Annotated in this window: 20 protein-coding genes; 5 read left to right on the top strand and 15 right to left on the bottom strand. The window is 60.6% G+C overall.

From position 1 onward, the window contains the following. Positions 1 to 127: 127 nt before the first annotated feature. On the top strand, positions 128 to 1,036 hold the full coding sequence (locus V7651_RS14100; RefSeq protein ID WP_335613513.1) for a toll/interleukin-1 receptor domain-containing protein: 909 nt from the start codon (positions 128 to 130) through the stop codon (positions 1,034 to 1,036). Between the two features lie 77 nt (positions 1,037 to 1,113). On the opposite strand, the gene V7651_RS14095 is transcribed toward V7651_RS14100, so the two are convergent. From V7651_RS14095 to V7651_RS14055, 9 genes are all read right to left on the bottom strand, one after another. Then, positions 1,114 to 1,704 carry a F0F1 ATP synthase subunit B family protein gene (locus V7651_RS14095; protein WP_084146205.1) on the bottom strand — a complete coding sequence of 197 codons (591 nt, stop codon included), beginning with the start codon at positions 1,702 to 1,704 and terminating at the stop codon, positions 1,114 to 1,116. Positions 1,705 to 1,708: 4 nt separating this feature from the next. Further along, on the bottom strand, positions 1,709 to 2,260 hold the full coding sequence (locus V7651_RS14090) for a F0F1 ATP synthase subunit B family protein (RefSeq protein ID WP_035537227.1): 552 nt from the start codon (positions 2,258 to 2,260) through the stop codon (positions 1,709 to 1,711). 75 nt (positions 2,261 to 2,335) lie between these two features. Then, positions 2,336 to 2,572 carry a F0F1 ATP synthase subunit C gene (locus V7651_RS14085; RefSeq protein ID WP_034737903.1) on the bottom strand — a complete coding sequence of 79 codons (237 nt, stop codon included), beginning with the start codon at positions 2,570 to 2,572 and terminating at the stop codon, positions 2,336 to 2,338. A gap of 115 nt (positions 2,573 to 2,687) precedes the next feature. Beyond that, positions 2,688 to 3,446, bottom strand: a complete 759-nt coding sequence (locus V7651_RS14080; RefSeq protein ID WP_418887250.1) for a F0F1 ATP synthase subunit A — start codon at positions 3,444 to 3,446, stop codon at positions 2,688 to 2,690. A 17-nt stretch (positions 3,447 to 3,463) separates the two neighbouring features. Further along, entirely contained in the window at positions 3,464 to 3,814 is a 351-nt protein-coding gene (locus V7651_RS14075; protein WP_051624638.1) for an AtpZ/AtpI family protein, read from the bottom strand. 149 nt (positions 3,815 to 3,963) lie between these two features. Continuing rightward, positions 3,964 to 7,425, bottom strand: a complete 3,462-nt coding sequence (gene smc, locus V7651_RS14070) for a chromosome segregation protein SMC (RefSeq protein WP_335613511.1) — start codon at positions 7,423 to 7,425, stop codon at positions 3,964 to 3,966. Positions 7,426 to 7,440: 15 nt separating this feature from the next. After that, a complete protein-coding gene (locus tag V7651_RS14065; protein ID WP_335613510.1) occupies positions 7,441 to 8,112 on the bottom strand; it encodes a DsbA family protein in 672 nt (223 codons plus the stop codon). Positions 8,113 to 8,176: 64 nt separating this feature from the next. Next, positions 8,177 to 8,842 carry a DsbA family protein gene (locus V7651_RS14060; RefSeq protein ID WP_051624636.1) on the bottom strand — a complete coding sequence of 222 codons (666 nt, stop codon included), beginning with the start codon at positions 8,840 to 8,842 and terminating at the stop codon, positions 8,177 to 8,179. Between the two features lie 26 nt (positions 8,843 to 8,868). Then, positions 8,869 to 9,441: a DUF721 domain-containing protein gene (locus tag V7651_RS14055; RefSeq protein WP_335613509.1), complete on the bottom strand. Its 573-nt coding sequence runs from the start codon at positions 9,439 to 9,441 to the stop codon at positions 8,869 to 8,871. Positions 9,442 to 9,483: 42 nt separating this feature from the next. Here V7651_RS14055 and mutY point away from each other — a divergent pair, with 42 nt between their 5' ends. Then, the gene (gene mutY, locus V7651_RS14050) at positions 9,484 to 10,527 is read left to right on the top strand and encodes an A/G-specific adenine glycosylase (protein WP_335613508.1); all 1,044 of its coding nucleotides are present in this window, start codon (positions 9,484 to 9,486) and stop codon (positions 10,525 to 10,527) included. Here mutY and V7651_RS14045 read toward each other — a convergent pair. The 4 genes from V7651_RS14045 to V7651_RS14030 all read right to left on the bottom strand — a co-directional run bounded on the left by V7651_RS14045 (position 10,524) and on the right by V7651_RS14030 (position 14,109). Continuing rightward, positions 10,524 to 11,606, bottom strand: coding sequence for a site-specific DNA-methyltransferase (locus V7651_RS14045; protein ID WP_034737892.1), 1,083 nt, complete (start codon positions 11,604 to 11,606; stop codon positions 10,524 to 10,526). The two genes, mutY and V7651_RS14045, sit on opposite strands and share 4 nt — an antisense overlap. 195 nt (positions 11,607 to 11,801) lie before the next feature. Further along, positions 11,802 to 12,944 (bottom strand): PA0069 family radical SAM protein, encoded by a 1,143-nt coding sequence (locus V7651_RS14040; RefSeq protein ID WP_335613507.1) that lies wholly within the window; start codon positions 12,942 to 12,944, stop codon positions 11,802 to 11,804. Between the two features lie 77 nt (positions 12,945 to 13,021). Continuing rightward, the gene (locus V7651_RS14035; protein WP_335613506.1) at positions 13,022 to 13,426 is read right to left on the bottom strand and encodes a BLUF domain-containing protein; all 405 of its coding nucleotides are present in this window, start codon (positions 13,424 to 13,426) and stop codon (positions 13,022 to 13,024) included. Positions 13,427 to 13,509: 83 nt separating this feature from the next. Continuing rightward, positions 13,510 to 14,109: a TIGR04282 family arsenosugar biosynthesis glycosyltransferase gene (locus tag V7651_RS14030; protein WP_335613505.1), complete on the bottom strand. Its 600-nt coding sequence runs from the start codon at positions 14,107 to 14,109 to the stop codon at positions 13,510 to 13,512. A 63-nt stretch (positions 14,110 to 14,172) separates the two neighbouring features. Between V7651_RS14030 and V7651_RS14025 the strand changes: the two genes are divergently transcribed. Then, positions 14,173 to 14,709, top strand: coding sequence for a hypothetical protein (locus V7651_RS14025; RefSeq protein ID WP_335613504.1), 537 nt, complete (start codon positions 14,173 to 14,175; stop codon positions 14,707 to 14,709). Here V7651_RS14025 and V7651_RS14020 read toward each other — a convergent pair. Further along, positions 14,706 to 15,389 (bottom strand): TIGR04283 family arsenosugar biosynthesis glycosyltransferase, encoded by a 684-nt coding sequence (locus V7651_RS14020; protein WP_035537219.1) that lies wholly within the window; start codon positions 15,387 to 15,389, stop codon positions 14,706 to 14,708. The genes V7651_RS14025 and V7651_RS14020 overlap by 4 nt on opposite strands. Before the next feature lie 91 nt (positions 15,390 to 15,480). Here V7651_RS14020 and V7651_RS14015 point away from each other — a divergent pair, with 91 nt between their 5' ends. Continuing rightward, positions 15,481 to 15,957: a hemerythrin domain-containing protein gene (locus tag V7651_RS14015; protein ID WP_335613503.1), complete on the top strand. Its 477-nt coding sequence runs from the start codon at positions 15,481 to 15,483 to the stop codon at positions 15,955 to 15,957. On the opposite strand, the gene V7651_RS14010 is transcribed toward V7651_RS14015, so the two are convergent. Next, positions 15,958 to 16,761, bottom strand: a complete 804-nt coding sequence (locus tag V7651_RS14010; RefSeq protein ID WP_335613502.1) for a uracil-DNA glycosylase — start codon at positions 16,759 to 16,761, stop codon at positions 15,958 to 15,960. Positions 16,762 to 16,853: 92 nt separating this feature from the next. Here V7651_RS14010 and V7651_RS14005 point away from each other — a divergent pair, with 92 nt between their 5' ends. Then, entirely contained in the window at positions 16,854 to 18,536 is a 1,683-nt protein-coding gene (locus tag V7651_RS14005) for an electron transfer flavoprotein-ubiquinone oxidoreductase (protein ID WP_335613501.1), read from the top strand. The last annotated feature ends 99 nt before the right edge of the window (positions 18,537 to 18,635 follow it).

Genomic DNA, 18,635 nt, shown 5'->3' with positions numbered 1-18,635 from the left:
TGTCTGACGGGGGCCTTAGCGCTATTTCGCAGCGAAAAACAGGCAGTTTTGTCGCCTGAAAGCGGAATTGGGTGGCCAAGGGGGGCAGTATTGCTATGCTCGGCACAAGAGTTGCAGGAATGACCCCATGGCATATGACGTCTTTCTGGTATCCGCGAACGAAGATCGCGACACGGCGAAGCTGATCGCAAGGCGGCTTCGCGCCCTCAAATTCAAAGTCTGGTTTGACCAGAAGCAGGTCGACGAGACTTTTGACGCCAAGGACGCGCGTAATGCGATGAACTCGACGTCCATGCTCGTCCTTTGGTCTGAGAACGCGGTTAAGAGCGACTGGGTAAGGGCTGCCGCCTCGGTCGGACATTCCCGTCCTGGCACGCTTGTTCAGATGGCGCTCGACAAGACCATTCCCTATGAGCCATTCCGGACCAACAAACGCTTCTCGATAGCCAGCATGACGTCTCGCAAGACGCCAGAAGGCTTTTACCAGGCCGTGGACGAGCTTGGCAGCCGAGATGGTCGTACCGACCTGCGTGAATGGATGGGCTACGGCTCCAAGGACGAGGACGAGCGCGCCGATTGGCTCGCCGCCCACCCTGAGGACCCTCTGGCGCTCCACGCCAAGGCACAGCGCGAGAAAGAGCTAGGCAAGAAGCCCGCACCTGCGCCTGAGGCTCAAGGCGCTGCCGCGCTCGCTGCGGCATCACTCAAGGGCACCAATGGCAACGGTCATCGTCCGGTCGCCGGGGTCAAGATTGCCGAGGCGGCCCGTCCTACAGCAGCGACCATCCGTCAGGCGGATGCAGACATGGGCATAGGCTGGGGCACGATAGGCGGCATAGTGGTCGCAATCGGGGCAATGCTGGTGCTTGCGTGGGTATTCCGGTCCCAACCTCTGACATCTGAAATGCGGGCATCCATGCCAGCAATCAGCAATGGCACGCCTGTGGCCATGACGTGCCCTGCCGGTCAGGTGCCACGGTCGCTGGTGAACCAGGTGCTCCAGCCGGGCGCCATAGTGGACGACACCACCGAATAGCCATTTCTCCAACGCCAAAAGAAAAGCGCCGCCGGATTTCTCCAGCGGCGCTTTTCTTTTGGGATTGGCGTAAGTGTCTAGCTCAGCGCGCGGTCGATCTCGCGTGCAGCTGCCTCGAACTGGTCAACGCCATTATCCTCGCTGAGAACGCGGCGAGCGGCCGAGATGGCAGCATCAGCTGCAGCGCGGCGAACCTGTTCGGTCGCTTCCGCTTCGGCGCGGTGGATGCGGGCTTCTGCCAGCGCTTCACGACGAACGAGACGGTCGGCAATGTCCTTGCGGGCTTCTGCCATGATCTGTTTCGCATCAGCCTTGGCCTGGTCGATCATCGCCTCGGCTTCCTTGTCGGCATCCTGCTGGCGACGCTCGGCGAGGGCGAGTGCCTCAGCTGCACGTTCGCGTAGGTTGCGGGCTTCTTCCAGTTCGGCAGAGATGGCGCTGGCGCGATTGTCCAGGCCGCCCAGAATGGTCTTGAAGGCGCCCATGCGAGCAGCGATCAGGAGGAAGACAACAAATGCCAGGAAGGCTGTGAACGTCACCGGATCGGTGAACGCATAGGCCAGTCCGCCAATGAAGCCCTCACCATGACCTTCTTCAGCCGCAAGGGCCGGCAGGGCCGCACTTGCGGCAAGCACGCTCATCGGGATGAGATATTTCATCGTCCGCATGTGACTACTCCAGCGCCGCGGTAACGGCTTTTTTCAGCTCGGATTTCGAAGCCGACACGCCGAAACGGCCAACAATAGTGTCCGCTGTTTCAATGGCGATCTGCTCGACATTCTTCATGGCTTCAACGCGAAGACTTGCGATCCGCTCGTCAGCCGCATCCAGCTTCTTTTCAATTTCGGCGTCAACGCGTGACGTTTCGGCTGCCATTTCGGCATCCATCTTGGCGCGTGCCTTGTCAGCCGTTTCACGGGCCTTGTTCTTGGCCTGCGCAATGCGCAGCTCAAGGGCCTGCTGGGCTTCCGTCGCCTGGTCGTTCAAGCGAGCCGCCTGGTCGAGGTCGGATGCGATCCGGTCAGAGCGCTTTTCAAGCGTATCCGACAGTTTCGGCAGGATGACCCGCGACATGGTGAGATAGAGGATGCCGAACAGAACCGCCAGCCAGAACAGCTGGGACGGCATATGCCACGTTTCGAACGGCGGAAACGGCGGCGGTGTGTCTTCCGCAAGATGTTCGGACCCGTGGGCCGCAGTTTCTGCAAGCAATGCGATCAGCATCAAATTATCCTCGGTTTCATGTCAGTCGTCAGGGCTGGAGACGCAAGTGTCGCCAGCCCGAAGCAGAAAAGCTTCTTAGACGACGAACAGGATCAGGATGGCCACGAGGAACGACAGAATGCCGAGCGCTTCGGAGAGGGCCATACCGATGAAGAGGTTACCGGTCTGCTGTGGGGCAGCGGATGGGTTGCGCATTGCGGCGTCGAGGAACGAGCCGAAGATGTTGCCCACACCGATAGCGGCACCGATCATGCCGAGTGTTGCGAGGCCTGCGCCAACATATTTGAGGCCGAGGGTGATATCGCCTTCCATGGGGATCTCCTTATGGGAATGCTGTTGTTCTACAAAGTGCCGCCCGTGAAGCGTGTTCCGTGTGCGGCGTCAAGCGGTTTGGTGTGACCATGTGGCCGCACCGGCGAAAGGGTAACTAGTGTGCGGGGTGGAGCGCGTCGTTGAGGTACACACAGGTCAGAATGGCGAAGACGTAAGCCTGCAGGCCAGCCACCAGAAGCTCAAGCGCGTTGAGCGCAACGCCCATGGCAAAAGCGAACGGTGCGATGATGATGTAGGCGCCACCTGCTGCGATCAGGCCGACAGCAAAACCAGCGAACAGTTTCAGCATGATGTGTCCGGCGAGCATGTTGGCGAACAAACGCAGCGAAAGGGTCAGCGGGCGGGCAAAGAAGGAAATGATCTCGATCGGGATCAGAATGATATAGATTGGCCATGGCGCGCCCGATGGCGCAAACAGTTTCAGGAACTTGAAGCCGTTCTTGTAGAACCCGAAGCCGATAACGATCGAAATCACGAGCAGGGCCAGGGCGCCGGTCACGATGATATGGCTCGTCGTGGTGAAGGCGTAAGGCACCATGCCGATCATGTTCGCGAAGAACAGGAAGAAGAAGAGCGTGAACACGAACGGAAAGAACTTGAGGCCTTCCTCGCCTGCTGCGCCGCGCACCATGTCAGCCACGAAGCCGTAACCGATCTCGGCCAGCGACTGCAGGCGCGAAGGTACAAGCTGGCCTTTCGACGCGGCGACACCAAAGAAGGCGATCGTCAGGATGACGCCGAGCGCCATGAAGCCGGATGCGTTTGTGAACGACAGGTCGATGCCGCCGACATTGAAGTCGAGCCACTTGGTAACCTTGAACTGGTGGATGGGATCCAGCGCAACGCTCGGCATAAACAGGTTCATCCGTCTCAATTCCCGTCTTCGGAGGCCTGCGGCCCCTCTGTCTGTTTCAGCGCCTGAGCATTCAGCTCTTTGTAGGCGTTCAATATTGCCCGAATGCCCGCTGCGAAGCCAAAAGACCCCATGATCAGCAAGCCCCAGGGCTTCGTTCCTGCGAAAACATCAATCCAGTAGCCCATGAAGCCACCAACAAAGATGCTGGCGCCAAATTCCGCGCCATATCGCAGGGCATAGGCCCCAGCCGAATGATTTCCTTCGTCAGCCTTGGTCTGGGCTTGCTTTGTCGCTTCCCGTTCAGCGCGGGCTGCCCTTGCTTTGGCGATTTCCTCACCAAGGCCGTCTGGACCCTCACTGGACATGTTTTTAAGCGCTCCGCAGCCGCGAATCCTTGCTGATCGGGAGACCCCCGGATTTCGGCGCAAACTATGAGGGGGGCTCTGCCAAGTCAACCGCGATTACAGAAACACAATTCCTTGTTTTTATTGCAATTCCTGACTGTGGGTCTGCGCTACTCCGCCGCAACAAGCTGTTCGGCGGCCTCAAGGTCCACAGAAACGAGTTTTGAAACGCCCTGTTCACGCATGGTAACGCCGAAAAGACGGTCCATCCGGCTCATGGTAACGGGGTTGTGGGTGATGACCACGAAGCGCGTATCGGTGCGCTGGCGCATTTCGTTCAGCATGTTGCAGAAACGGTCCACGTTGGCGTCATCAAGCGGCGCGTCCACCTCGTCCAGAACGCAAATCGGTGCAGGCCGTGAAAGGAACACAGCGAAGATCAGGGCAGCCGCTGTCAGGGCCTGTTCGCCGCCTGACATCAGGTTCAGCGTGCCCAGCTTTTTGCCTGGCGGTTGGGCGAAAATTTCCAGACCGGCATTCAACGGGTCTTCGGCGTCGACAAGCCGGAGTTCCGCCTGGCCGCCCCGGAAAAGGGCCGTGAACAGGGCCTTGAAGTGCTCGTTGACGGTCTCAAAAGCTGCCAGCAGACGTTCGCGCCCCTCGGCATTGAGCGCATCGACCCCTTCGCGCAGCTTGGCGATAGCGGCCGTCAGGTCTTCCTTCTCGTGAACCTGGCTGCCGAGGCGGGTTTCGAGTTCCTCGGCCTCTTCCTCGGCATTCATGTTCACGCCGCCAAGCTGGTCGCGCTCGCGACGAAGGTCTTCAACCTTACGCTCTGCATCGCGCGGCGTGAACTCGCCCATCTCGGCTTCGTCGAGGCCTGACTCGGCAATGGCCAGCAGGCCTTCGGGCGTGCGCTGGAACGAGTTGCGGGCGATCTCGACGCTTTCTTCGAGGCGGCCTTCAGCCGTTTCCAGCTTCACGCTCCAGCCGGCCAGAGTCTCGCGCGATTCAGATGCGGCGACGGCAGCCTGACGTGCAGCGGTCTCAGCTTCGCGCGCAGCGGTTTCCTTTTCCGACAGCTGGTCAGCGATGCGTTTGCGCTCGGCTTCAAGCCGCTCGACATCGGCGGCCATGGCCTCGATTTCAATGGCGAGTTCCTCAGGGCGAGACTTGGCGGCGATGGCTTCGGACGCGGCACTGGCGCGCCGCTGAACAAGCCTTTCGACACGCTCACCTGCGGCGATCGCGCGTGTGGTCCAGGTCTCGACATCGCGCTCGAGCCCGGCGCGCCGGTTGGCGGCCTGTTCCCGACCGCGTGTAATGTCGGTGAGTTGGCCGCGCGCCTCGATTTCGGCATCGCGGGCCCTTGTGACGCCCATGCGTGCCTCAGTCAGCCTCTCCTCAAGCGTGGATTCTTCCTCAGCGGAAGACTGTGGCGACATCAGCGACAGGGCTTCCTTGACCACAGCAAGGTCGGCATTGGCGCGTGCAAGGGCTTCACCGGCGGTGTCGCGCTTCATGGCGGCTCGTTCGGAGGCCTGTGAGGCTTCCGTGACCCGTGTGCGGGCCTCGCTGAGGCTACGCTGGGCCGGTGCAATGGTCTGGCGGAGGCCCCGAAGGGCTTCCTCGGCTGCCAGCCGGGCATCGCGGGCTTTGGTTAGCGTTCTGGTGTGGTTTTCAAGTTCGGCCTGAAGGGGGCCGATCTCTTTTTGCGCGGCTTCAAGCCGGGCCTGTTGTTCAAGGCGCGCGGCGGCAGATACAGGCGCATCCGGTGTGCGTGTGAAGCCATCCCAGCGCCACAAATGCCCCTCGCGCGAAACCAGGCGCTGGCCCGGTTTCAATTCGGCCATCAGGCGAGCGCCATCTTCTGCAGCTGCAACGCCGCACTGTGACAGGCGGGCCGCCAGCTCGGAAGGCGCTTCGACGAATTCGCTCAGCGCGGTTGCGCCATTGGGCAGGGATTGCGTTGCAGCGGCGGCGCCGCTCCAGAACATGGCCGCGGAACGGTCCGTCGGCGCCTCGATATCGTCCCCAAGCGCGGCAGCAACGGCCTTTTCATAGCCATCACGGGTACGGATACGGTCGATAACGGGCGGCGCGCTGGGGCCATCGGGCTTGCGCAGGAGTTTTTGCAGGCCAGCAATCTCGGCTTCGAGTGCGCGCACATCCTTGTCGGCTGCGTCGCGCGGAGGCTGGGCATCCGCTTCAGCCGCGCGTGTCTCGGTTAGCCTTGCTTCGGCGGCTTCGACCGCGGTCTCGGCATCCTGCAATGCTTGCTCGGATTGCGCTTCGGCGTCCTTGGCATCCTTAAGCTTGCGCACGAGCGACACAGCGTCTTCCAGGCTAGCCATCTCGGTGGTCAGCCGATTTATATCGGACGTGATTTGATCGCGACGACGCGTCTGGGCGCCGACATTTTCTTCCGACGCCTTTCGGCGTGCGCGTACTTCAGAAAGCGCTGCCTGCGCGTTGTCAGCGGCTTCTTCGGCGGCTGACAACTGGCTTCTGGCGGCTTCCAGACGGGCGCGAATCTCGGCCTCGATCTCGTCATTGCGCGCTTCGTCCATGACGGGCAGCGCGGAGAGTTCGTTGCGCGCGTTCTGGGTTGCGGCTTCGGCTTCAGCTTTTGCTGCCTGTTCGCGCTCAAGGTCTTCAATGAGGCGGGTTGCCTCTGCTTCCAGTCGCGCATGGGCGTCGGCGGCGATCTTGCGCTCGGTTTCCAGACGGGCCAGTGCGATACGGGCCTGGCCGAGCTTGGCCGAGGCGACGCTTTCGGCTTCGCGCAGCGGGCCGAGGCCTTCGCTGGCTTCGATTCGCTCACGCTCGCAAATCGCGTCCCGGCGCGTCAGGTCTTCGACGGCACGGCGCGATTCTTCCAGTTTTTCACGGGCAATATCGCAGGCGAGCTTGGCTTCGCTCCAGCGCAAATGCGCAACAAGCGCGTCGAGCGCATGGATTTCGTCCGACAGGCGCTTGTATTTACGGGCCTTGCCGGCCTGACGCTTGAGACTGGCCAGCTGGCGCTCCACCTCGGCAGACACTTCCGTCAGGCGTTCAAGGTTCGATTCGGCGCCATTGAGCTTCAGTTCGGCTTCATGGCGGCGTGTGTTGAGGCCAGCGATACCTGCGGCCTCTTCCAGGATCCGGCGGCGGTTCTGCGGTTTGGAGCCGATCAGTTCCGAAATCTGGCCCTGGCGCACGAGGGCAGGGGAGTTGGCGCCCGTCGAAGCATCCGCGAACAGGAGCTGGATGTCCTTGCCACGCACTGTCCGGCCGTTGAGCTTGTAGGATGTGCCCGCACCGCGGCGCAGTTTACGCACGATTTCCAGTGTGTCCGAGGAATTGAACTCGGGAGGAGCCGTGCGTTTGGAATTGTCGAGCACGAGCGTGACTTCGGCCGTCTCGCGCGCGGGCCTGCCTTGCGCGCCGGAGAAGATGAGGTCGTCCATCTCGCCGCCACGCATGGCCTTTGCCGAGCTGGCGCCCATGGCCCAGCGAAGGGCCTCAAGCAGGTTGGACTTGCCACAGCCGTTCGGCCCCACAATGCCCGTAAGGCCCGGTTCCACGGGCACGGTTTGCGGGTCGACGAACGACTTGAAGCCGGCGATGCGGAGTTCGGTTATCTGCATGCCGGCCTCATATCTCTATTGTCCTGCCGTGTCGCCAGCGAGCAAGGAATCAAGCTTCGCTGAAAAGCCTTCGACTGTACGAATGTCGCCATCAAAGCGGGACATTTGACCGTCAAAAATGAATGTCGGGGTGCTGTCGACGCCGTCCTTTTGAGCTTCATCATAGGTCGCCTTGAGGCGGTTCCGAATGGCCTCATTCGACATGCAAGCATCGAAAGCGGCTTCATCGGCAATCCCGTGGCGTTCGCCAATGGCAACCAGCGCCGCTTTCAGCACGCCATTGCGGGCTGCGTCGGTGATACCGGACTGGTGTTCGAACATATCGTCGAGCACATCGAAGAACTTGCCGTCACCCGCACAGAGCGCCATCGCATAGGCGGGCACGTCGATGTCGTGCACAGGATATTCGCGGAATACCATGCGCACCTTGCCTGTGGAGATATACTTCTCGGTGATCTCCGGCAGGACAGAGTCATGGAAATACTTGCAAGCCGGGCATGTCGGCGAGGCGTATTCGATAAATGTCACTGGCGCATCAGCCGAGCCGATAGCGTGTCCGATTGCGGCCGGGTCGCTTCCCGATTTCTTGGGGCTCGTCGGGCTGTTGTCGCTGCCACCACAGGCAACAAGAGCCAGCGCCGAAACGGCGGCAAAAGCGGTTCGTCTGGAGATGCGTTCCATCATCATAACCTTCGCGTTAAGAATTGAGTCGGGCTGGTTGCCAAATCGTTAATGCTGTGTGCCGGGTCGCCTATTGGGGCAGCTTGGCCAGTTCGCCGTTCAGATAGGCCTCGAATGCTTCGCCGGAGCGAGCATCCTGGTCAGCTGGTTTGACCTGACCATTGACCACGAACGTTGGCGTGGCGTGAACGCCAAAGATATCGCCGGTCATGATCGTGTCGGCAATGCGCTGGCGGATCGCGCGGTTCGTGGTGCAGGCATCAAAGGCCTTCTCATCAGTGATGCCATGACGCGCGGCGATATCGAGGAGTATTTGCTTGATCGTCCCGGACTTGGAAGCATCGAAGATATCCTGCTGATGCTCAAACAGATCGTCCAGTACGTCAAAGAACTTGTCCTCGCCGGCACAGTTGGCGATCGCATAGGCGGCGACGTCGATATCGTTCAGCGGGTATTCGCGGTAGATGAACTTCACTTTGCCGGTTGCGATGAATTTCTCGTCAACCGTGGGCATGACATCGTCATGGAAATGCTTGCAGTGTGAGCAGGTCGGCGACGCGTACTCGATAACGGTCAGCGGCGCGTCGGCCGCGCCCTTGACGTGACCCAGCACGGCGGGCGCTGCAGGGGCTTCGGCTGGAGCCGGCTTTGCGTCGTCGCCCGTAGCACTGCCGCAAGCGGCGATGAGGAAAGCGAGAGCCGTGACAAGAGCGGATGGGCGAGCAATCAGAGACATTCAAACGGGCCTTCGGGACAGGAGGTCTACGTGGCCGGACGTGGGTCCGGGGTGGAAGTATCAGAGTCGTCTGCGGTTAGCACAGCTGCGCCCAGCGCAACAATCGCCGCGCGCAGGCTGGAATCCTGAATGCCGGCGGTCCGTGCCTCAAGTGCCTGGCGCTCTGCCGCCGTAAGGGCGCGTTTCTTGCGGCGCGGCGCGACTGGGTCACTGGTCGTAAGGGCGCCCTGCACGATCTTGATGGCAACAATGTCGCCACCAGCCGAAACGGACACGCGCTGGCGGATCGTTTCGGCTTGGTGCTGCACCAGCGGCGCAGCCTGCGGGATGACGCGCAGTGTCAGCACGCGACCGTCCTTGCCGCCGGTAATCTTTTCCGGCCGGCAGAATGGATAGAGTTTTTCGCCGACGATTTCCCGCCAGCGGCGCTGCAAGATCTGCACGGCTGGCAGTTTCTTCGCGCCCGATTTGCGCGTCAGGCGCTCGGCAGCGAGGCCGATCTGCGATATGCCGGGGTGGACCTTGCGGGCGCGCAAATAGCGCAGCCGGACGCGTGCGCGCGCCTCTTCGATGGGGTCCAGGGTTGATCTTGTTACCATTCCCCAAGACAAGCACGGCTTGGTGGCGAGGAAAAGGCACACATGCCCGGCAAGAGGTCTTTCAAGGAACTGCCTTCACGGCTTCTGGCCTGGTACGACCAGCATGCCCGTGATTTGCCCTGGCGTGTCTCGCCAGCTGACCGAGCGCTCGGAAAACGCCCTGATCCTTACAGGATCTGGCTATCCGAGATCATGCTACAGCAAACGACCATCCCGCACGGCACGCCGTATTTCCACGCATTCACGCAGCGCTGGCCCACGGTGGAGGCGCTCGCAAATTCTCGTGATGAGGAGGTCATGACCGCCTGGGCGGGGCTCGGATACTATGCCCGGGCGCGCAACCTGCTGAAATGCGCGCGCGAAGTTGTTGGCCTCGGTGGATTTCCGGAGACCGAGAAGGCACTCGTGAAATTGCCGGGCATAGGCCCCTATACAGCCGGGGCCATCGCTGCGATTGCGTTTGACCGGCAGGCGGCGGCTGTCGATGGAAATGTGGACCGCGTGTTCGCGCGTCTGCTGGCGCTGAAAGGCGACTGGGCCGAAGCGAAGAAGGTGATTGCGGCTGAGGTGCGTGCGCTCGTACCTGAAAAGCGACCGGGGGAATTCGCCGAAGCGCTGATGGACCTTGGCGCGACTGTCTGCACGCCGACGCGCCCGAACTGTCTCATCTGCCCGCTGGCGACTATGTGCGCGGCGCGAGCCGAGGGCGAGCCGGATACCTATCCCCGCAAGCCTGCAAAGGCGGTGACAAAGGTGCGTCACGGGGTGGCTTATGTGCTTCTGGATCGCGACGAAATCATGCTCGTGCGTCGCCCGGACAAAGGCCTGCTGGGGGGCATGCTTGCGTTGCCATGCACTGACTGGCCCAAGACGGGCATGCCTGAAGAGGCGCCGCCAGTAGGGGCGGGCTGGGAAATAATCGGCGAGGTGCGCCATGTGTTCACGCACTTTGCCCTGATCCTGACGGTCAAACGGGCCCGTCTTAAAGCAAAACGCCCGGACGGTGTGTGGACACCCATCCGGGACGTTGAAGGCTTGCCGAGCGTGTTCGCGAAAGCCTTACGGCTCGCGGTGCCCGAGGCCTAGTTGAGGCCCATTTCGTCGCGATAACGGCGGCGCAGCAGGTCGATCGGGGCGAGGTTCCGCTTCGGGTCTTCGAAGTGCCAATAGGTCCAGCCATTACAGGCGGGTGCCTGCTGGACATGCGCGCCAAGGCGGTGGATCGAGCCGGAGACGGCGCCGGTTGTCAGCGAGCCATCGACGCGGATGCGCGCCTGGAAGCGGCGTTGCGGCGAGAAGAGGCGGTCGCCCGGTTTCAGCCAGCCATTGTCGATCAGGGCGCCGAACGGAACGCGTGGAAGGGACTTCTTGCTGCGCTCTGTCTCAAGGATTTCGCCCTCAATCGGCGTGATGGCCGCGATGCGGGCGCGCGACAGGCGGACATAGTCAGGGTCACGCTCGATGCCGATGAAGTCGCGGCCGAGGCGCTTGGCGACGGCGGCCGTCGTGCCTGTGCCAGAGAAAGGATCAAGCACAACATCACCCGGATGGGTCGTGGCGAGCAGGATGCGTGAGAGCAGACTTTCCGGCTTTTGCGTTGGATGCGCCTTCTTGCCGGCCTCATCCTTCAGGCGCTCGCCGCCCGTGCAGAGCGGGATGACCCAGTCCGACCGCATCTGCTTGTCTTCATTGAAGACTTTCAGCGCGTCATAGTTGAACGTGACGCGCGAGGCTTCGGACTTGCCCGCCCATATCAGCGTTTCGTGGGCGTTCTGGAAACGCGTGCCCTTGAAGTTCGGCATCGGGTTGGATTTCAGCCAGATGACGTCGTTCTGGATCCAGAAGCCTTGGTCCTGCAGCACGGTGCCGACGCGGAAGATGTTGTGATATGAGCCGATCACCCAGATCGCGCCATCATCCTTCAGGACGCGGCGGCACTCTTCCATCCACTCATGCGTGAACAGGTCATAAGCATCGAAGCTGTCGAACTTGTCCCAGGCATCGTCCACACCATCGACGACCGACTGGTCGGGGCGGGTCAGGCCACCGCCGAGTTGGAGGTTGTAGGGTGGATCGGCAAAGACCAGATCGACTGAGCGGTCCGGCAGGCGGCGAAGAATGTCGATGCAGTCGCCCTGCAGGATCGTGTTGCGCTTCAATTCCATTTGGCCAGCCCCGTATTGTCTACATGTGTTTCGTGGAGACGAATCACTGAAGGACGCCGGTTTCCGAAACCCTAATAGTTGCGGAGCCGAATCAGTCCGGAGTCGTTTCGGAATCGAAACTAACGGGTTTCCAGCCTGTGGATAGAGCTGTTCATAACCTTGTGCATAGAGTCGGGAATATTGGTGAAATAATTGTCAAAAACCAAAGCCTAGCTGGCCATTTGGGGCGACAGGTGGCTGGAAAAGGTCTGTCCGCAGCGCAGGCCGAGGCGCATCAAGACCGAGCCGGCGTGTTTCCCGCGCAAAGCGCTGCGAAATTATCTGCGCCACCGGACCATTGCCGCCGCCGCGTTCGAACCAGCGCGCGTCATAATCCTTGCCGCCGCGCATTTCACGAATCGTATTGATCACCTTCGCGGCGCGGTCAGGCACGTGGGTCACCAGCCATTCGTGGAAGAGGTCCTTTATCTCATGCGGCAGGCGCAGCATCACATAGCCCGCGCCTGTGGCCCCATGATCTGCGGCTGCTTCAAGGAGGTGTTCGATCTCATGGTCCGTCAAACCAGGAATGATGGGGGCCGTCATGACTGTTACAGGTATGCCCGCGCCGGAAAGTGCGCGGATGGTCTGCAGCCTTCTTGTGGGTGTGGCGGCGCGTGGCTCCATCTTGCGGGCCAATGTGCGGTCGAGCGTCGTTATGGATACGCCGACCCGCAGCAGCCCGGCTTTTGCCATGGGGGCCATCAGGTCGATATCACGTTCTATCAGCGAAGATTTGGTGAGGAGGCTGACGGGGTGGCGATAGTCGGACAGGATTTTCAGCAACTCCCGCGTAAGTCCAACCTCGCGTTCGACCGGCTGGAAGGCATCCGTGTTGATACCCAGCGCAATGACACGGGGACGATAACCGGGGCGTGACAATTCCCGCTTCAGCAATTCCGGCGCGTTCGGCTTGAAGAAGAGCCTGCTTTCGAAGTCGAGCCCGGCAGAGAGGCCGCCATAGGCATGGCTCGGCCGGGCGAAGCAGTAGATGCAGCCATGCTCGCAGCCCCGGTAGGGATTGATTGACCGGTCAAACGAGATGTCGGGTGACTTGTTGAAAGTGATGATCGTTTTGGCGGATTCGCGCGTCAGCGTCGTCTCGATACGGGCGGCTGTTTCTTCGACAGTGTCCCAGCCATCATCAAACGTGTGACGTGTTTCGGGCTCGAACCGGCCGGTCTGGTTGGAGACTGCGCCGCGCCCGCGCTGGTCAGACCGTTCGACGGCCTGCTGCGTGTCGATCAGCGTCACGCGCCCTGTGGGCTTGAGTTTCTGTTCGGTCCTCATGGGGCGCATGTGCACACAAGATGAAGAACAAAACAAGAACATAGTTATGAATGTTGCGGAGAACCTGTGGATTCACGCAGGTGTCATCAACCCATCAGGCTGTCGAAATTCTTGATGATCGCGCGCACGTTATCCGGCATTTCGAGGGCCATGATTTCGGACATGGTCACCTCAGGAATATCTTGTTCCGTGGTTTCAGGTTTGAGCTTCTTAAATAGCATGGCCCATGGGGCAAAAATCCGCGTATCGGCATCGCCTTGCAAGATCGAGGCAACGGACACATGGCGCTTGTCTTGGGATATCTTTTCAAACAGGGGTTCGACATCGTCCCGCTCGCCTTCGAGCACCTGCATGAAGTTCAGTCCGTTGTACATCAACAGGCCTGTGATCTCCATATTCCGGTTATTGGACACAGCGGTTGTCAGGATATCCTGAATGTCCGTAGGGGAAATCTCTTCGGACGCGGAGCTGATATAGATAAGCCGAAACATGGGTGTCCCCTCATGTAGAAAAACATGATCGTTATCCACCGGCATTCCTCTCGCCAAGCGATAACATAAATTAATTCCACTGCTTATCGGGCTGCGTTCCACGCATGCCAGTCATCTGCCTCATCAATATCAGTCAGTGTGCGCAAAAGACCGACACGCGCATGTGGCGGAAGGTTTCCCCAAACGTCCTCCATTGCGTGTGGCCCCGACCAGCGCACGCCGTCAAACGGCGCGCGCGTGCGCGATCCCTTGTTGAGGCCGAATAGCCAGAATCCGCCATCGCGCGCCGGGCCAAAGACGGCGTCGTGGTTCTGCAACGTGCGGATCGCCGTGCGCAGAAGGGCCGTCGACAGGTCCGGAGTGTCGGCGCCAATGAACAGGACCGGGCCGGGCGGGGCTTCGGCAAGTCCCTTGGCCAGCCGTTGGGTCAGACCGCCATGCCCCTGGCTGCGCCGTATGAGGCTGGCTGGCCAGAGTCCGCCGATACTATCGCCCAATGCCTTGTCAGGCGCGGTGTATAGAATGGGAGTCCAGTGTCCGCTGAGCGCCGCACGCATTGTGCGGGCCAGCGTAAAATGGGCTACGCGCCGCGCTTCAGTGAGGCCGAGGCCTGCTGCCAGCCGCGTCTTTGACAGTCCCATGCGGGGTGGCTTGGCATAAATGAGCAAGGTCGCTTTTGTCATGGCCTGGCCTTACTTTCGACCTCAACCGGATGAAAGCTGGAATTAAGTGGAGGGAGAAAGAACATGGGACCGTTTCGTATCCTCACAGCGCTGGCGAGTCTCGCGGCGCTGTCTGCCTGCTTCTATAGCGAGGTGCCGCTGATACCGCCTGGTGAGCAAGTCACTTTGCCGTATGATGGCGTCGTTCTCTGCCTCGCAGATGATTGCCGCAATGTGATGGTTGGCGACGACGGCGTCTATGAAATTTCCCCACCCCCGGATGAGGCCGACGAAAAGCCTTTGCGCGTGCGCTTCCAGGTGCTGATGTCGGATGCCGCTAACCCGGTCTATCTTGCCGAGGTCGAGATGCGCGATGATCCGGAGATCAGCTATCACTATCTCGTCGCGCACATTCGCACAGGCGCCGCCACGCATGTCCCGACCTATGAGTTCGCGATGCCCGCCTGCAATGATTCCGAGGATGACGTTCTGACCGCACATGGTCTCGAACGGGTCGATGCCTATTCCTGCCGCGTGACCGATCTTGCTGCCTTTAAGGCCTATCTGATCGCCGCCCATGGCGAGGATTTCGGCACGGAAGCATTCTGGACCGAAGACTAGGTATATTCCTTGGCAAGCTTGTCCGGGCTGACGCCCAAGAGGAAGCGCGCCAGCATCCAGGAATTCTTCCATGCGCGGCGACGCCAGCCATCACGCTCGTATTTCACTGCCGACGTGCGCGCTTCTGCATCCAGGAAGGTCAGCCTTTTCTTGCCGACAGCCCGCACGATCATGACGTCTTCCATCAGGCGTACATCCGGGAAGCCGCCGACAGCATCATAAAGCTCGCGCGAGATCAGCAGGCCCTGGTCGCCATAGGGCAGGCCGAGCCACCGGGCCCGGCGGTTGGCGCGCGATTCCAGCCAGCGGGCGCGCTTGTCGTCGGAGCGATACTTGAGGCGGAAGGCGCCTGCATTGCCCGGCCGGTCGCGAATATGGTCAGAGACACGCTCGGCCCACTCGCGCGACAATATCGTGTCGGCATGAAGAAACAGGAACCAGTCGCCGCGTGCGGCTTCTGTTCCGGCAATCAGCTGTCGGCCGCGGCCTTTGGCGGTGGCGATATAGGTCGCTCCCGACGCCTCGGCGATGGCCTGCGTCCCATCTTCGGAAAAGGCATCGCATGCAATGACCTCACGGATAAGGCCGGACTCCAGGCCTGGCATCAGGCTTTCGAGACAGAGCGGCAGGTCATAGGCGGCGTTCAGTGTGGGAATGATGACGGAAAGGGGAGCGGGCATTGGAGATCCCTAGCAGGCGCTTGTGATGTCAGGAACTCTCTTGGGTCTGCTGCGTTCCATCTCCAATCTCCAATGCACAAGGAAAACGCATATGACCAGCATCTATGAACGGCTGAAATCTGACCATGACCGCCAGCGCGACATGCTCGCAAGCCTCGCCGAGACATCCGGCGACAGCCAAGAGCGCCGCAAACTCTGGAAGACATTTTACTACGATATTGGTGCTCACGCTGCTGCTGAAGAAGAAGTTTTCTACGCCCCATTGATGGAAGATTCCAAAGGCCAGCCCAAGGCGCGCCACTCGGTTTCTGAGCACCATGAAGTCGACGAGATGATCCAGGATATCGAGGACATGGACTTTAGTTCGCCGGGATGGCTCACGCGCTTCAAGACCATGCGCGAGCGCTATGAGCACCATATGAAAGAGGAAGAAGAGGAAATCTTCGAGACCGCCCGCAAGGTGCTGGGCGCGGATTCTTCGGGCGAAATGGCGGACAAGTTCGACACGCGCAAGAAGAAAGAGCGCGGCCTCGTCGACAAGAAGGCCGAAGAAGAGATGGAAGAATAGTCAGGCGAGCTCTTTGAGCCTCTGCTCCACCAACAACAAGTCCCGCCAGGCGCGGCTTTTGTCCTGCGGGCGGCGGAGCAGGTAGGCCGGGTGAAGGATCGGAATCAGCGGAATGCTGGTCCCGTCTTGCGTTTGAAAGACATGTTCGGTGCCGCGCAGGCGCATGATGCCGTCACTCTTGCCCAGAAGGGCCTTGGCCGGCACGCCGCCTGCCGCGATTATGAGCTTGGGTTTGCCCAGCACGATCATCCGTTCGACGAAGGGGCGGCAGACGTCGAGTTCTTCGTCTTCCGGGTTCCGGTTTCCCGGTGGGCGCCAGTAGGTCACATTCGTGATGAACGTGTTCTCGGTCCGCGAGCGATTGATCGCCGCCAGCATCTTGTCGAGCAATTGCCCCGCCTTACCGATGAAAGGGAGGCCTTTGCGATCCTCTTCGGCTCCCGGGCCTTCACCGATCACCATCAGGTCGGCACCTTGTGTGCCATCAAAAACCACCGTGTTTTCAGAGGAAGACTTAAGCGGGCAGCCTTCGAAGCCCTCGATGGCGGCTTTCAGCGCGTCGAGCGAATCGGCAGCAGCTGCCGCCTTTTCGGCTTCCGTGACCCAATTCTTGGGTGCGCGGGAGCGGCGCTGCATGGGTTTGATGGAGGGTGTGACGGCTTTGGCGTGGGTATTCGAGGGCGCTTGGGAGGGTTTCAGCTGGCGCATCAGCGCGTCAATGCGGGCCGAATCCACTTCTACGCCCATGTCCTGCCACCACTCGGTCAGGGCCTGAAGGGCTGAGGTTGACGTAGGGGCGGACATTGCGACGCTCTGGACCTTCTTGAAACAGGCTGTAATTGCTTAATGTTTGAAATATACGGCGGTATCCTACACGCCAAAATGAGGAGTTACCAATGGCTGATGACGCCCCGCAGCGCGAGTCGATGGAATATGATCTGGTCATCGTCGGCGGCGGCCCGGCTGGGCTCTCGGCAGCGATCCGATTCAAACAGCTCGCCAATGAGAAGGGCGAGGACCTTTCGGTCGTCGTTCTGGAAAAAGGCGGAGAGATCGGCGCGCATATCCTGTCGGGCATCGTGCTCGACCCGAAGGCGCTGGACGAGTTGCTGCCTGACTGGCGCAACAATAGCGATTGCCCGCTGAAAACCGAGGTCAAGATCGACCGCTACAAGCTGCTCGGCGAGAATGGCTCGGCTGAACTCGGCTGGCTGCCCTTCCCGCCGCTGATGAGCAACCACGGCTGCTACGCTGGTTCGCTGGCCAATGTCTGCCGCTGGCTCGGCCGCGAGGCCGAAGCGCTGGGCGTTGAAATCTATCCGGGCTTTGCCGCCTCTGAAGTCGTCTACGATGCCGAAGGCGTCGTGCGCGGCGTTGTGGCGGGTGTCATGGGCATCGGCGCGGATGGCCAGAAGAAAGCCGATTACGAACCCGGCATGGAATTGCTCGGCAAGTACGTTCTGTTTGCCGAGGGCGCACGCGGCTCTCTGACCAAGCAGATCATGAACCAGTTCAACCTGCAGGCCGATTGCGACCCGCAGAAATTCGGTATCGGCCTCAAGGAAGTCTGGTCCGTCCCAGAAGCGATTTTCGTCGACGGTCTCGTCCAGCACTCGTTTGGCTGGCCTGTCCAGGACAAGGACGGCAATGGCGGTGGCTTCCTCTACCACTTCCGCGACAATGGCGAGCCCTTCGTTTCGGTCGGCTATGTGGTTCACTTGAACTACAAGAATCCGTACCTGGCCCCGTACCAGGAATTCCAGCGCTACAAGCACCACCCCGACATCCGCCGCTATCTCGAAGGCGGCAAGCGCGTAGCCTATGGCGCGCGCGCCATCACGTCGGGCGGCCTACAGTCCATTCCGAAGCTCAGCTTCCCGGGCGGTGCGCTGATCGGTTGCTGCGCCGGCTTCGTGAACCTCCCGCGCATCAAGGGCACGCACAATGCCATGAAGACCGGCATGCTCGGCGCCGAGTCAGTCTTCGCGGCGCTGCAATCAGGTCGCTCGGGCGACGAGATGACCGAATATGATGATGCGATGCATTCGAGCTGGGTGCAGAAGGATCTGTCGACCGTTCGCAATATGAAGCCGCTGATGTCGCGCTTCGGCACGATGATCGGTGCCATGATCGGTGTGCCGGACATGTGGCTGCGTTCGCTGGTGGGCTTCGGTTTCCTGCCGACGCTGAAGCACGGCAAGACCGATGCGGCCTCGCTCAAGCCTGCCAAGGATTACAAGCCAATCGCTTATCCGAAGCCCGACGGCGTCCTCAGCTTCGACAAGCTGACCAATGTGTCCTTCACCAACACATTCCATGGCGAGGACCAGCCGTGCCACCTGATCGTGAAGGACATGGCCCTCCAGAAATCTTCCGAGCATGATGTCTATGCTGGCCCATCGGCGCGCTATTGCCCGGCTGGCGTGTATGAATGGATCGGCGAAGGCGCAGACCTCAAGTTCCAGATCAACGCGCAGAACTGCATTCACTGCAAGACGTGCGATATCAAGGATCCGAACCAGAACATCAACTGGACCGTTCCAGAGGGCGGCGGCGGCCCTGCCTACCCGAATATGTAGCAACCGCTACACAAAGGCGTGACAAGAGCGCGGGCAGGGCAACCTGTCCGCGCTTTTACCATCTGGCGCCTTGCTCTTGCCGCAAGGGGCTGCTTCACT

Source organism: Hyphomonas oceanitis (genome assembly GCF_036964545.1).
Taxonomy (GTDB): Bacteria; Pseudomonadota; Alphaproteobacteria; order Caulobacterales; family Hyphomonadaceae; genus Hyphomonas; species Hyphomonas oceanitis.
Note: the sequence above shows the minus strand (reverse complement) of the source record. Positions and strands in the feature narration are given on the sequence as shown.